General features: G+C 71.7%; 11 protein-coding genes. 10 read left to right on the top strand and 1 reads right to left on the bottom strand.

Annotation, left to right across the window (positions count from 1 at the left end; translation table 11 throughout):
* Nucleotides 1–227 precede the first annotated feature (227 nt).
* The 5 genes from EAO76_RS12335 to EAO76_RS12315 are packed head-to-tail and all read left to right on the top strand — an operon-like array spanning nt 228 to nt 7,482.
* Nucleotides 228–731: a hypothetical protein gene (locus EAO76_RS12335; protein ID WP_148835971.1), complete on the top strand. Its 504-nt coding sequence runs from the start codon at nt 228–230 to the stop codon at nt 729–731.
* Nucleotides 701–2,119 carry a hypothetical protein gene (locus EAO76_RS12330; protein WP_148835970.1) on the top strand — a complete coding sequence of 473 codons (1,419 nt, stop codon included), beginning with the start codon at nt 701–703 and terminating at the stop codon, nt 2,117–2,119. The genes EAO76_RS12335 and EAO76_RS12330 overlap by 31 nt, the downstream gene beginning before the upstream one ends.
* A complete protein-coding gene (locus EAO76_RS12325) occupies nt 2,116–3,564 on the top strand; it encodes a VWA domain-containing protein (RefSeq protein ID WP_148835969.1) in 1,449 nt (482 codons plus the stop codon). The genes EAO76_RS12330 and EAO76_RS12325 overlap by 4 nt, the downstream gene beginning before the upstream one ends.
* Before the next feature lie 13 nt (nt 3,565–3,577).
* Nucleotides 3,578–4,690: an AAA family ATPase gene (locus tag EAO76_RS12320; RefSeq protein WP_148835968.1), complete on the top strand. Its 1,113-nt coding sequence runs from the start codon at nt 3,578–3,580 to the stop codon at nt 4,688–4,690.
* Nucleotides 4,687–7,482 (top strand): DUF5682 family protein, encoded by a 2,796-nt coding sequence (locus EAO76_RS12315; RefSeq protein ID WP_148835967.1) that lies wholly within the window; start codon nt 4,687–4,689, stop codon nt 7,480–7,482. The genes EAO76_RS12320 and EAO76_RS12315 overlap by 4 nt, the downstream gene beginning before the upstream one ends.
* Nucleotides 7,483–7,654: 172 nt before the next feature.
* Here the strand turns inward: EAO76_RS12315 and EAO76_RS12310 are convergent, their stop codons facing one another.
* Entirely contained in the window at nt 7,655–8,197 is a 543-nt protein-coding gene (locus EAO76_RS12310) for a hypothetical protein (protein ID WP_148835966.1), read from the bottom strand.
* 84 nt (nt 8,198–8,281) lie between these two features.
* Between EAO76_RS12310 and EAO76_RS12305 the strand changes: the two genes are divergently transcribed.
* The 5 genes from EAO76_RS12305 (at nt 8,282) to EAO76_RS12285 (ending at nt 13,572) form a co-directional block, all read left to right on the top strand.
* Nucleotides 8,282–9,019: a bifunctional 2-polyprenyl-6-hydroxyphenol methylase/3-demethylubiquinol 3-O-methyltransferase UbiG gene (locus EAO76_RS12305; protein WP_148835965.1), complete on the top strand. Its 738-nt coding sequence runs from the start codon at nt 8,282–8,284 to the stop codon at nt 9,017–9,019.
* A gap of 716 nt (nt 9,020–9,735) precedes the next feature.
* Nucleotides 9,736–10,992, top strand: a complete 1,257-nt coding sequence (locus EAO76_RS12300; RefSeq protein WP_262375412.1) for a WD40 repeat domain-containing protein — start codon at nt 9,736–9,738, stop codon at nt 10,990–10,992.
* A gap of 267 nt (nt 10,993–11,259) precedes the next feature.
* Complete coding sequence (locus EAO76_RS12295; RefSeq protein ID WP_148835964.1) at nt 11,260–11,529, top strand: DUF6189 family protein; 270 nt, start codon at nt 11,260–11,262, stop codon at nt 11,527–11,529.
* Nucleotides 11,530–11,862: 333 nt separating this feature from the next.
* A complete protein-coding gene (locus EAO76_RS12290) occupies nt 11,863–12,165 on the top strand; it encodes a hypothetical protein (protein WP_148835963.1) in 303 nt (100 codons plus the stop codon).
* 255 nt (nt 12,166–12,420) lie between these two features.
* The gene (locus tag EAO76_RS12285) at nt 12,421–13,572 is read left to right on the top strand and encodes an abortive phage infection protein (protein ID WP_148835962.1); all 1,152 of its coding nucleotides are present in this window, start codon (nt 12,421–12,423) and stop codon (nt 13,570–13,572) included.
* Nucleotides 13,573–13,580 lie beyond the last annotated feature (8 nt).

Genomic DNA, 13,580 nt, shown 5'->3' with positions numbered 1-13,580 from the left:
CGCCGCTCACTCCACGGCGCACATCCCACGGCACGCACTCCGCACCGTCCGCACCACAGGAACCGTCCGCACCACCGACAACACCCGGTCCGCAGAAGGGACCTCCTCGCCCACATCCTGAGCAGTCCCGCCGTGTTCGGGGCGTTGTCAGTGGGCGCAGGTATGTTCGGTTCGTGTCCAGCCGGTGTGGCGAGGACGTCCCCTTTTTGTTGCATAGGAGTGGTGCGTTGTCGGATTGGGAGAGGTCGAGCACGGCGCGGGTGACGGCACCCGCACGGCCGCGGAAGCTCGCCAAAGTACCGTTCGTCGAACTGGCCGACGGGCGCCTGCAAGGAGTGGTGTCCAGCGGCTCGGACATCGGACGGGTCTACGTCTCGTCGGTCGCGGTCGGCACCTACGCCTTCGCCTGCAGCACCAACAACAACCGGCCCTGCGGCGGTGCGCGGGGATCGTTCTGCAAACACATCCAGGCCCTCATCGGCGAGGCGGTGCTGCAGTACGGGGCCGAGCGCGTCGCCCGCTATCTGAAGGTCGACATCGCGGAGGGCGCGTCGAGCGCACCGGTCATCACCGCCCAGATGACCGGTACCCGCCCGCCGCAGGGGGACACCGCGGCCGCGGCGCCCGTCTTCAGCCGGTTCCTGCGCCACCTCGCCTACCTGGAACTCGCCCCGACCACCGCCCCGTTGCCGGAGATGCAGTGGTTCCCGCCGACCGGGGCGGTGGCGTGATGCGCACCGACCTGCTCCACGAACCCGTCGCCGGGCTCGACGAGGCGCTGTCGGCCGTCGACGCCTTCGACCGGGCACTGGTCGCCGGACTGCTCCGCCCCCGGCCCGACCGGGCCGCGGACCTGGCCGAGTTCGCCGAAGCCCTCGCGGGCACGCCGCTGGCGGACCGGGTCGCCGAGGCCGCGGAGAAGGCGGCGGGCGGAGCCGCGGACGAGGACCACTTCGTCGCCCTCGCCGCCGCCCGCACCGCACTGCTCGGCTCCGTCCACGACGCGCTGACGGCCCGCATACGGGAAGCGGTCGGCCGCCCCGACGGCGAGCAGGCCACCACCGGGCCCGGCGAGCAGCAGGCGGCGAACCTCCTCGCCGCCGCCCGCTCCTGGCTGTCCGACCTGGCCCGCTCCGGCTGGCAGGGCATCGACCACGAAGTGGTCTCCGGAGCGGCGCAGGTCGTCTCCGCGATGCTCCCGGACCCGGCGCTGCGCCGCCTGGCGACGCTCCTCGACGGCTTCGCCGCCGAACTCGCCGCGTCCTGCCCCGGCGCCTCGATGGAACGCGTACCGGCACGCCGCTGGGCCGACCTCTGGTCACGCGCGATGCTGCTGACACTGCCCGGCGCCGCCCACGTCCCCCCGACCGGCACGGTCACCGGCCGTCTCCTGCCCCTCGGCATCGACGTGCACGAACACGCGACCGCCGTACAGGCCCAGGTCCACGCGGTGTTCGAGCCCGCGGACGGCTCCGCGCCCCGCCTGGTGCGCGCCGGTGTGTCGGCGCCCAAGCCCGACACGGTCGTCGGCGCCGGCCTCTGGCAACTGCTGCGCCCCCACATGTCGCTCCTGGCCGCCGTCGGCGAGGGCCGCGCCATGGAACTCACCGACATGCCGATCACCTGCGAGAACGACCTGATCTGGGACGACGCCCACGCCCGTTCCGGCGAGCCCGCCGACGCGTTCGTCACCGCCCGGGTCGCCCTGCCCACCGCCACCGACGCGGCGACCGCCCCCCTGGACCGGCACCCGGCACGCATCGCGGTCCCGGTGTTCCTGGAGGGCTACACCGTCCAGCAGGACGACGACACACTGACGTTCACCGTCGCCGGACACCCGCTCGCCGTCGACGCCGACCGCGTTCCGGCCGCCGGACCGCTGACTCCCGAGGCCGTCGCGGCATCCGGGGCGTGCATCGGACTGCTCCGCTGGGACGCCGGGGCCCACCGCGTCCAGCCCCTGGCCGTCGAGAGGACCGTACGGAAGAAGACGGTCGCGATCCACGCCGGGGAATGGGCCGGGGGCACCACCGACAAGGCCGGTGTCAAGGCGGAGAAGGCCGCCACCGACGCCGTCGCCGTGCTGCGGGAGCGCGCCGGAAAGCTGCTGCGGAAATGACGGACCAGACGACCGGCCGGCCCGCCGGGCACCCGACCCCGCCGAATCCCGGGCCCGACCCCCACGACAACCGCCGCCAGGTCCTGTACTGGCGACTCCTCGCCCGCCTCTTCGACCCCGAGGAGCAGGCCGCCCTGGAATCCGCCAGCCTCGGCGTCGTCGAGGACATCGGCCTGCCGACCGCACTGCTGGACCCGCAGGCATCCGTCGACTCCATCGTGCAGCGCCACCCGGAACTGGCCGCCGAGTTCGACGGCCTGATGGCACCCGACCCCGACGAGGACGACGACACCGCACGCGACCGGGCCGCCGAGGTGCGGCGCGCGGCACTGGTCTCGAAGGTCCTGCTCAACGTCTTCGCCTCCGGCTCCGGCACGGTCACCGCCGGACAACTGGCACGCTGGCAGTCCGACGCCGGCTGGTTGGAACGCGCGCTCGGCTGCAAGCCCGGCGAGCTGCGCGGCGGCCGGGCCGGGGGAGCGGCGGCGGGCCGGGGCGTCAGCCCGACCGGCACCGGCGGCCGGGGCACGAGCCCCGACCTCAGCCGACTGATTCCGGCGATCGGCCCCGAACTCGGCGCCATCGAGGCCGACCTCGTCAAACGGATGCACCTGCGCGAAGTACTGGCCGATCCCCAGCTCGCCGCGCAACTGACCCCGAGCATGTCGCTGATCGAGCAGCTGCTGCGGGACAAGGACAACCTCTCGGGCGTGGCCCTGGCCAACGCCAAGGCACTGATCCGCCGCTTCGTCGACGAGGTCGCCGAAGTGCTCCGCACCCAGGTGGAGAAGGCCACGGTCGGTGCCCTGGACCGCTCCGTCCCGCCCAAGCGGGTGTTCCGCAACCTCGACCTCGACCGCACGATCTGGAAGAACCTCACCAACTGGAGCCCGGAGGAGGAGCGGCTGTACGTCGACCGCCTCTACTACCGGCACACCGTCCGCAAGACGACACCCCAGCGGCTGATCGTCGTCGTGGACCAGTCGGGCTCGATGGTCGACTCGATGGTGAACTGCACCATCCTGGCCTCGATCTTCGCCGGACTGCCGAAGGTGGACGTCCACCTGATCGCGTACGACACCCAGGCACTCGACCTCACGCCCTGGGTGCACGACCCCTTCGAGACCCTGCTGCGCACCAACCTCGGGGGCGGCACCGACGGCACGGTCGCCATGGCACTGGCCCAGCCGAAGATCGCCGAGCCCCGCAACACCGTCGTGGTGTGGATCTCCGACTTCTACGAATGGCGTTCCGAGCCGCTGTTCGAGAGCATGGCCGCCATCCACCGCTCGGGAGCCAAGTTCATCCCGGTCGGATCGGTCACCAGCTCCGGCCGCGGCAGTGTCAACCCGTGGTTCCGCGAGCGCTTCAAGGACCTCGGCGCACCGGTGCTCTCCGGTCACATCCGCAAGCTCGTCCACGAGCTCAAGACGTTCCTCGCTTAGAAAGGCCCCGAAAATGTCCGACCTGTTGCGCGCCCCCGCCGAGATCAAGTACGCCGAGGAACTGGAGTGGCTGGAGTCCATCGACGACAACCCCAAGCCCTTCTCCTGGCGCCTGTCCCCGAAGATGGTCCGCCTGTTCATCCTCGGTTCCGAGCGTTCCGACGGTCTGGACCGGGAGATCTCGCAGAAGTGGTACGGCGACCGCAGTTTCGTCGAGCGCTCGATCGTCACCCTGGCCTCCGACCGCGGCCTGCTGCTCATCGGTGACCCCGGCACCGGCAAGAGCTGGCTGGCCGAGCTGCTGTCCGCCGCGATCTGCCGAAACTCCACCCTGGTGGTGCAGGGCACGGCCGGCACCACCGAGGACCACATCAAGTACTCCTGGAACGTGTCGATGGTCATCGCCAAGGGCCAGTCCCGCGAGTCGATGATCCCCTCGCCGATCATGACGGCGATGGAGGCCGGTGCGATCGGCCGGTTCGAGGAGCTCACCCGCTCCACCAGCGACGTCCAGGACGCGCTGATCTCGATCCTGTCCGAGAAGTACATCTCGGTTCCCGAACTGGACAGCGACAGCATCGTCTTCGCCAAGCCCGGCTTCTCCATCATCGCCACCGCCAACAGCCGCGACCGGGGCGTCAACGACCTGTCCTCGGCGCTCAAGCGCCGCTTCAACTTCGTCCGCATCCCGGTGGTGACGAACAAGAAGAGCGAGGTCGAGATCGTCCGCTTCCGCACCGAGGAACTGCTGCGCCGCCACCAGATCGACCTGGACGTGCCGCCGACCCTGCTCGACGTGCTGCTGCAGAGCTTCGCCGACCTGCGGGCCTCCGCGGCCGCGGCCGGCAGCGACGACGAGAAGCTGGAGTCCGCGCTGTCCACGGCCGAACAGATCGGCGTGCTGGAGGACGCGGTCCTGCACAGCAACTTCTTCGGAGAGACCACCCTGACCGCGCGCACACTGGCGTCCTCGCTCGTCGGCTCCCTGGCCCGGCGCGAGCCCGAGGATCTGGCCATACTCAACAAGTACCTGCACGGCGTCGTCGAGCCGCGCAGCAAGGAGGAGGGCGGCTCCTGGCCGGAGTTCCTGGAGGGCGGCCGCGACGCGATCGCCACCCTGTCATGAGCGGCGCGCACGAGGGGACCTTCGAAGGACTGCGCGCGCAACTGCAGGAGGCCGCCGCGGAGTTCGCCGACGGCCCCGACGCCCTGGAGGGCATCCTCCTCGGCATCGTCGACGACGTCGACCACGCGGTGCGCGAGCCGCTGGAGATCTTCCCCGTCTGCCACCACTCGCCCGCGTCGGCGACGGCGATGGCACGCCGACTGCGCCAGAAGCAGCCCAAGGTCGTGTACCTGGAGCTGTGCGAGGACATGGCGCCGCTGCTGACCGAGCTGCGCAACTGCAAGCTCCCGGTGGCGGTCCAGGCGTTCGCCTCCGAGGTCGACGGCTTCCCCGCCGACTGGTCCCCGCTGTCGGTGGTCGCCCCGATCACCGAGGCGTCGGCCGAGTACCAGGCGATCGCCTACGCGCTCGACACCCCCGGCGTCGAACTCGTCCTCGTCGACCGTTCCTCGGACCACGTCTTCCAGTGGGACGCGCGCGGGGCGCACAACGACGGGGCCGCCGACCCGGACGCGCCGCCCGCCGAGGAGGAGGCCGCACTGCACGGCGACGCGGTCGGCGTGGAGATCGGCGACCTGCGCCCCCGCTTCGCGGAGCTGGAGGAACACCTGCTGCGCCACGGCAAGGTGCGGCACTGGTCGGAGTGGTGGCACCAGTACGTCGAGCTGCCCCTCGGCGACAGCGACCACGACACCTACCGCCAGGTGATGCTCCTGATCGGAAGCCTCTTCCGGCGCCTGGCCCCCGGCGACCCCCACCGGGTACGGGTCGACGAGGACCGCGAACGCTACATGTGGACCAGGATGCGCGAGCACCTGGCCGCGACCGGCACCGACCCCGAGGACTGCCTCTACGTCTGCGGGGCGTTCCACGCGGCCAGCCGCGTCGCGGAGTTCGGCGTCCACGGCACCGACACCTTCGAGATCTCCCCGCGCAGCGCCACCAAGTGGCAGCACGGCCTGATCCCGTCCAGCCACGCGGCGATCGAGGCGCAGTTCGGCCTCGCCGCGGGCTCGGTGTCGATCGCCGCGACCGTCTGGGCGAAGAACCTCAAGCGGACCCGTGTGCAGCCCTACCGCCTGGAGGGACAGGCGGGGACGAAGAAGTCGAGAGCCAAGAAGACCGCGGCCGCGCCGGCCCCCGTACCGGCGCTTCCGCCCTCGGACAAGCTCACCGGCTTCCTGCGGCAGCCGCCCGTCCTGGACCGGCTGGACGAGGCCGAACTGCTCGGCTGGTCGGTGGAGATCGTGCGCGCCGCGCGCCGCAACGGCTACCTGTCCTCCACGGCCGACGCCATCGCGGTGTTCGAGTCGTCGATCCTGCTGGCCGGGATGCGCGACCGGGCCAGGCCCACGCCGTACGACTTCCAGGACGCGGCCGTCACCTGCATCGAGAAGGACACCGTGCCGGGCCGGCGCGACGTGCGCCGGCTCGTGGAGATCATGATGGGCGGTGACCGCGTCGGACAGGTCGGCTACGACGCACTGCCGCCCCTGGCCCGCGACGTCCACGACCGGCTCGCGCCCCTGAACCTGAAACTCCAGCAGTCGGGGGTGCAGCGGGCCCTGCTGGACATAGCCGGCCGACCGGAGCTGGAACGCTGCTCCGACGTGCTGTGGATGCTGCGCAGACTGATGCCGCAGCAGGCCGTCCGGCCGATCATGGGCGAGCGGAAACTGGGGGAGCGGTCGATCCAGGAGTCGTGGGACCTGTCCCTCGGCACCCACCAGCGGGCACTCATCGAGCTCGGCTACGAGGGCGTCAGCATCGAGCAGGTCCTCGAACAGCGGCTGCGCCGCAGGGCGTACGACCGGCAGGCCACCGCGGCGACCGTCCTGGAGGCCGTCGAGGACGCGACGCTGTACCTGCGCAGCCGCCGTCTCGCGGACGAACTGGGCACCCACGCGCTGGAGGTCCTGGCGGCCGAGCGCAGCGTCGACGGGGCACCGGAGGTGCTGCGCCGGGTGCGGCGGCTGCTGGCGTACTACCGAACCAGCGAGCCGGTGCTGCCGTCCTGGATCGAGTCCTTCGTCAAGGCCGGTTACGCGCACTACTGCACCCTGCTGCCGACGGCGTTCACCGACGAGGACGCCACCGTCCGCCAGGTGGCGGCGATGCTGGGCTTCCTGTTCAGCATGGAGGGCCTGGCGCTGTCGCTGGGCTGCGACCGGGCGCAGCTGGAACTGGCGGTCGCCCAGTCCCACCCCGAGGAATCGTCGAGGACGGCGCTGCTGTGGGCGGCCCAGGTCCACCTCGGGAACCTCTCCCGTGCGGACCTGCGGGCGAGGTGCGACGAGCTGCTGGGCAACCCGCTGGCGGTTCCCTCCTACCCCCGCTACCTCAGCGGCTTCCTGCACGCGCTGGGCCCGGTGCCGAGCCTCACCGACTTCGTCGTGGAAGCGGTGTCGAACGCGTTCGCCCGGCTGCCGGACCCGGTGCTGCTGCCGTGGCTGCCGACCCTGATCACCACCCTGCGGTCGGGTTTCGAGCTGGCACCCCTGCTGATCCGGGAGGCCGGCCGGACCTTCCCCGGCAGGCTCGCGGCACTGGACGAGTGGGTACCGCCGTGGCTGGCACAGCCGGAACCGGCCGCGCGGCCGACCCGGTCCGCGGGGGGCGGCCGGGGCTCCGCGCTGCTGGCCGAACACCCCGCGACGTGCGACGCGGTGGCGGAACTGCTGGGCTGCGAAGGGACGTGGCGGACGACGGACCCCGGCCCCTCGGGCGCGGAACTGCTCGGACGCCATCCGGAGACGGCCCGGGCGCTGGAGGCGCTGCTGGCCGGTGCGTGAACCCGGTGGGTGAGGCGCACCCATGACGGGAAGCGCGCCCGTGACGGACACGGCCGCCGACAGCGGCCGTGTCCGTCACGGGCGCCACGAGGAGGCCGGGCCGGGCGACCGGGCCCGGCCTCCTCACCCGTACCGCCACCGCCCGGCACCGGTCACGCACCGGGCCGGCCGGTCAGGGCGTCGTGCGCGAGTTCACCACGTCCGGGTGGAGCGGGCCGATCCATGCGGCGAAGCGGTCCCACAGCTCGGCCTCGGTCGCCTCGACGACGTCGTTGGGGTCCTCGACGGCCTCCGAGCCGAAGTGGTGGCGCAGCCACGCCCGGAACCGTTCGTTGTCGGGGCAGGGGTCGTAATCCTCGTCCTCCTCCCGCTCGTCGGCGTACTCGACCTTCTCCCAGCTGCCCATGGGGGTCCAGCCGGAGGCCAGGACGCGGAAGAACTCCCGCAGGTCGCGGGCGACGAGGTTGATGCCGCCCTCGTCGCCCAGGAACACGACGGGCAGCGCGGCGAGATCGGGACGCTCGTCGAGCAGCCAGATCGCGTAGACCGAGCCGGAACCCGTGGCGAGCGCGAAGGTACGAAGACGGTCGGCGGTGCCGGGGTATCCGCCGTCGTCCTCGCCGAAGGCCTGCAGCTCGAAGCCGGGGGCGTACCAACTGGACACGCCCTCCTCGAACTCCTTGAGAAGGTTCAGCTCGGGAATCGGTGAGTACATGCCGAGACACTACCGCCGGGGGAAGAACATCCGGGAACACAATCCGCTGGTCGTCCGCGCGCTTCCCGGCATACGGTCGGCCGCATGGCTGACGAGGGTTTCACGAATCCGCGGCTCGCCGCGCTCTACGACGTGCTGGACCCCGACCGCAGCGACCTCGACGCGTATGTGCGCATCGCGGAGGAGTCCGGGGCGCGGCGTGTGCTCGACATCGGGTGCGGGACGGGAGTGTTCGCACTCCTGCTGGCCGACCGGGGGATCGAGGTCGTGGGCGTCGACCCGGCCGGGGCCTCCCTCGACGTGGCCCGGGGCAAGCCCGGCAGCGAACGGGTGCGCTGGATCCACGGCGACGCGACGGCGCTGCCGCCCCTTTCGACCGACCTCGCGACGATGACGGCGAACGTCGCCCAGGCCATCGTCGACCCCGAGACGTGGCGGCTGACCCTGCGGGGAGCCCACGGGGCACTGCGGCCCGGCGGCCTCCTCGTGTTCGAGACACGGGACCCGGCCCGACGCGCCTGGGAGGAGTGGAACCGCCGGGAATCGTACCGGGTCACGGACATTCCGGGCGTCGGCGAGGTCGAGACATGGGTCCAACTCATCGACGTCAGCGGCCCGTTGGTGACGTTCCGCTGGACCTACGAGTTCGCGGCGGACGGACGGGTGCTGACGTCGGACTCGACGTTGCGCTTCCGCGAACGGCAGGAGGTCGAGGCCGATCTGACCGCGCGGGGATACGTGGTGGAGGACGTGCGCGACGCCCCCGACCGGCCGGGCCGCGAGTTCGTCTTCCTCGCCCGGCGCCCCGACCCGGACCGGTAGCCCGCCCCGTAGCCGGTACGGGCCACGCCACCCGCCCGCCCCATGCGGTCAGGCCGCACCGCACCCGTCAGGGCCACGGGCACCTGCGCCGGGACGCCCGGCCGGACGGCGACTCCGTCGACCGGCTCCGTGGGACGACAACCCCGGCACCGCCCTCCGGAAGACCTTGCGCCCTCGGCGGGGCCAAGGCGCGGGACGAGGAACTGCATTGGTTCGAGGCCTCGTTCGACCCGCACGCGCAGCGGTCGCGCCCGTCGGACGACGGCCCTGTCGGCCACCGCGGCGACGCAGATGTACGGACCCGGAACCACCCTCCTGGCCCGCCGGACCCCTGTCCCGGTGTCTCCGCCTGCTGGTCCACAACCATGCTCCCCCGTCCGTCAGACCGTCTGACGGACGGGGGAGCGTGATCGGCCGGAGCCAGGCCGGGCACGGCTGTGTCAGGCGAAGGCCAGGCGATTCAACCCGGTGTCGGCCCGTCGGCCCGGGATATCCCCACCCCCGCCCCGACGCGCGACCGCCGCGCCCGCACAACGGAATCCGCTGTGAACGGACGGCCGGTTCACCCGAAACCGCTGTCCGCCCGGACGATCCCGGGGAGGACGGGTCGTGTCCGAGGCCCCCGTACGCCCGCCACCGCATCAGCGTGCTGCTCGCGATGCCCCGGACGGCACACCCCACGCCCCTGTCGGTGCACCTGGCTAGGGTTCCGCCTCGTGGACACGGATGAGATCACACTGGTGCATCACGGCTTCCCGAAGCCCAAATACGTCCGCCTGCGGGTGGACGGCGATTCGCTGCGCAGGGAGAGCCGCAGCGGGGAATCCGGCAGGCCCCGGCACAGTGCCAAGGACTGCGGGTCGCCGACCGAAGCCGGATACGCCCTGGCGAAGGAGACACGGAAGCGGCTGCACGACGGGTTCGTGATGCTCCGCGACCCGGCCGAGGCGGCCGTCGGCGAACCGGTGCTGGTCGCCGCTGCGCCGAACCACTGTTCGTCGCAGGTGCTCGACGTGCACCCCGACGGGCACACGCTCGTGGTCGGGACGATGCTCAAGGGGGCCTACGGCGCCGAGATCCACCTGATCGACGTCGCGACCGGCGTCCGGCGACCGGTGCACACCGAGCCGGCGGGCGAGCGGCAGACGTTCGTGCACACGGTCCGCTTCGACGCCGCCGGGCAGGGCGTGGTCCATGCGCTCAACGGGGAGACCCGGCACCTGGACCTCGCCACCGGCACCTCGCGCACCCTCGCCTCCTACGAGCAATGGCGGACCTCGGACTTCAATCCGTTCTGCGTGCAGCCGTCCTGGGACCGGGCCCGGGCACGGCTGCTGGTCTTCGACGCCGGGAATTGGGCCCGTGTCCTCGACGCCGCGGGCGCACCGCTGCTGGACCTCGACGTGGCGCGGCAGCCCGAGTGCCGGGCCGGTGCCCTGTCCCCGTCGGGGCGGCTGCTGGCGCTCGCGTTCGGGACGGGCCCGGCGCACGTCGAGGTCTGGGACGTCGACACCGGTCGGCAGGTGCAGCGCCACGGGTTCCCGTTCCCGTACCTGGACCCGGAGCGCCGCGCCGCGGTCGGCTGCGGCGGCGTGGCGGTGCTCGGTTTCGACCCGACGGAGCGGCTCCTGATCGCCAACGGGGGTTTCGTCGAAGGCCCGTTCGCCATGGCGCTCGATACGGGCGCGTTGGCGTGGGCGGTCCCCGATCCGTACCGGTGGAAGCTCCCGGAGCAGTACCGGGCCGACCGGTGGGGCACGTGCTACGCCTGGGCGCTCTCCCCCGACGGCACCCGTCTCGCGGTCGGCGGCCGAGGCACGGTCGCACTGCACGACCCCGCCACCGGCACCGCACTCCTTGACCCGGAGCTGCGCACGGGAACGGGCCGCACCCACCGGGTCGTCTACGCGGACGCCGGTGATCTGCTGGTGTGCGGGGGCGACGACGGCCGCATCGTCGTCCTCCGCGCCTGACATCCCCGCAGGCCGGGCAGGAGCCCGCGAGGCGGAAACCCGTTGCCGACTGCCGTGGGGAACCGGAATCCGCATACCGCTGCCGACGGACATGCGGGGTGACGGGAACGGCCTGCCGGCAGGGTTCCGGCGGGCTGCTCGGTGCCGACCGCCGCATCGTGGTGCCGAACGCGCCATGGGGTGGGCGCGGGCGACGGACGCGTCGACGACGGACGTGTTCGTCGGCCGGCGAAGCCGGACGGAGAGACCAACAGCTCTGGGGGACACGTGGACATGCATGAGTACCTGCGCCGCTCCGCGCTCGCCGTCGAGCGCCTCGTGCCGCGCATCGGCCCCACGTACAGGGAGATGATCCTCACCGCCGCGCGGGCGGGCGCCTGGGACATCGCGGTCCCCGACCTCGTCGGAGCGCTGTCGGAAGAGGACATCGCGATCACCACGGCGGAGAAGGAGGAACTGCGGCTGCTCATGGTCCATACGGGAGCGCCGCTGACCCACCTGACGGGGATCCGCACGGCTGGGCATCGTTCGACCTGAACCTGGGACCGAGGGGGCCGGTCTCTACGCGTGTGCGTGAGGAGCCTCCTGCGGGACCGGGGCCCCGCAGGAATTCCGCGGGCGTGGAATTCCCCGGGTTCCGTCACCGGCGAAACCCCGCAGCGGCGTGATCGTCCGGTCGCAGTGCGTCCGACGGGCGGCGAGCCGATGACCTTCCCGGTTGCCGTGTCACTTGAGAACGATGCCTTTGGGCATTCCCGAACGGCATGACCCGTACGGAAGCTGGGGTCGTCGTGCAGCCGTACCTGTGGCTGGGGCGTGGAACGCGGCAGAGGGTTGCCGCGTTTCGGTGGTATGAGAAACGCTCTGCTCGTGGTGACAGTCGGCGTCGCTGCCGGTATCTGCCTGATCTTGGTGGATCGCGCTCTGCTGTGGGCAGAGCGCCGCGGATGGATCTACTACCGCAGGACGAAGGGGCGTACCGCGGCACTGGCGGAGGAGTTCTCCCCGGCAGCACAAGCGGTGAAGCGGGCGATGGAGCAGGAGAGGGTCCGCAAGAACGTCCGGCCCGCCGAGGGCCCGCCGCTCGGCGTGGACCTGGACAAGGGTGTCGCACGGATCCGTCGCTCACAGCCCGGTGGGCAAGAATCTGCCGGCCCGAATGAGATCGAGTGAGAATCCGCCGGCTCGAACGCGACGGGACACCAGGGGGGTGGTCCGCAGCCTCGTTACCGGCAGCGCGGTGACGGATGCGCTGATCAGGCGAAAGATGTCTCGCCCCGTCACACCCGGGCAGCCTTTCGTCGCCACGGGTTCCCATGGGTTCATACCTTGGTCGGCCGTCCGCAGACTTTCGGCCGATCCGCGCCACCGGCCCCGCCGAACAGACTGACAGCGATACACGGACCGCCCGAACAAAGGGAGCAGACAGTGCATCGCGACGAACGCGGCCGAGGCATCAGCCGCAACCAGTTCCTGGCCGGGGCGGGGGCGATCGGAGCCGCGGCGGCGGCCGGGAGCCTCCTGAGCGGCGCACCCGCGAGGGCGGTTGCACCGGGCAGCCGTAACGAGAAGCGCGGCCTGCGGCACCGGGGGGTGTGCTACACGGTCGGCGCGGGTGAGACACCGGCCACCGCGTGGAGCACCGCCCGCATGCGCGCGGACGTCCGCGCCATCGCCGAGGACCTGCACGCCACATCGATCGAGGTGACGGGCGACGGCGTCGAACGGCTCAACGCCACCGCGTCGGAGGCCGCCGAACGGGGGCTGCACGTCTGGCTCCAGCCGACCCTGGGCGACCGGCCCGCTCACGAGATCCTCGACCACCTCGCCGAGACGGGCCGCCACCTGGAACGGCTGCGCCGGCAGGGAGCCCGTGCGGACCTGAGCGTGGGATGCGAGTTCTGGCTGTTCGTACCGGGCATCGTCCCCGGCGACAACGCGCAGGAACGCATCCGCAACCTCATGGCCGGCACCTACGACCCCGAACTGATGATGCGCCGCCTGGACGCCTTCACCCGGCGGGCGGCGGCGGTCGGACGCTCGGTCTTCGGCGGCAGCCTGTCGTACGCCGCGGCGCAGGACGACGAGGTCGACTGGAACCTGTTCGACATCGTGGGCATCGACTACTACTCGTCCTACCCGAACCGCGCGGACCACGTCCGTGAGCTGCGGAAGTACCTGCGCTGGGGAAAGCCGCTGGCGATCACGGAGTTCGGCACGTGCGCGTACGTGGGGGCGCCCGACGCGGGCGGGATGGGGTGGGACGTGGTCGACTACACCCAGGAACCGCCCCGGATCAAGGAGGACCTGGTGCGCAGTGAACGCACCCAGGCCGCCTACCTCACCGAACTCCTCGGCATCTTCGAGTCGTTGGACCTCTACGCGGCGATGGCCTTCGAGTTCGTCACCGCCGACGCCCCGTACTGCGCCGACCCCCATCTCGACCTGGACATGGTGGGCTACGCGATCGTCAAACCCGTCAAGGACCGGTTCGACGACCCGGAATCCGACTGGCACTGGGAACCCAAGCAGGCCTTCCACGCACTGGCCCAGTGCTACGGCCGGGCCCGGCGCGGCTGATCACCGCC

It is taken from the genome of Streptomyces sp. sk2.1 (assembly GCF_008120935.1).
Classification (GTDB): domain Bacteria; phylum Actinomycetota; class Actinomycetes; order Streptomycetales; family Streptomycetaceae; genus Streptomyces.
The sequence above is the reverse complement of the archived record's forward strand: the minus strand, read 5'-3'. Positions and strand labels throughout refer to the sequence as shown.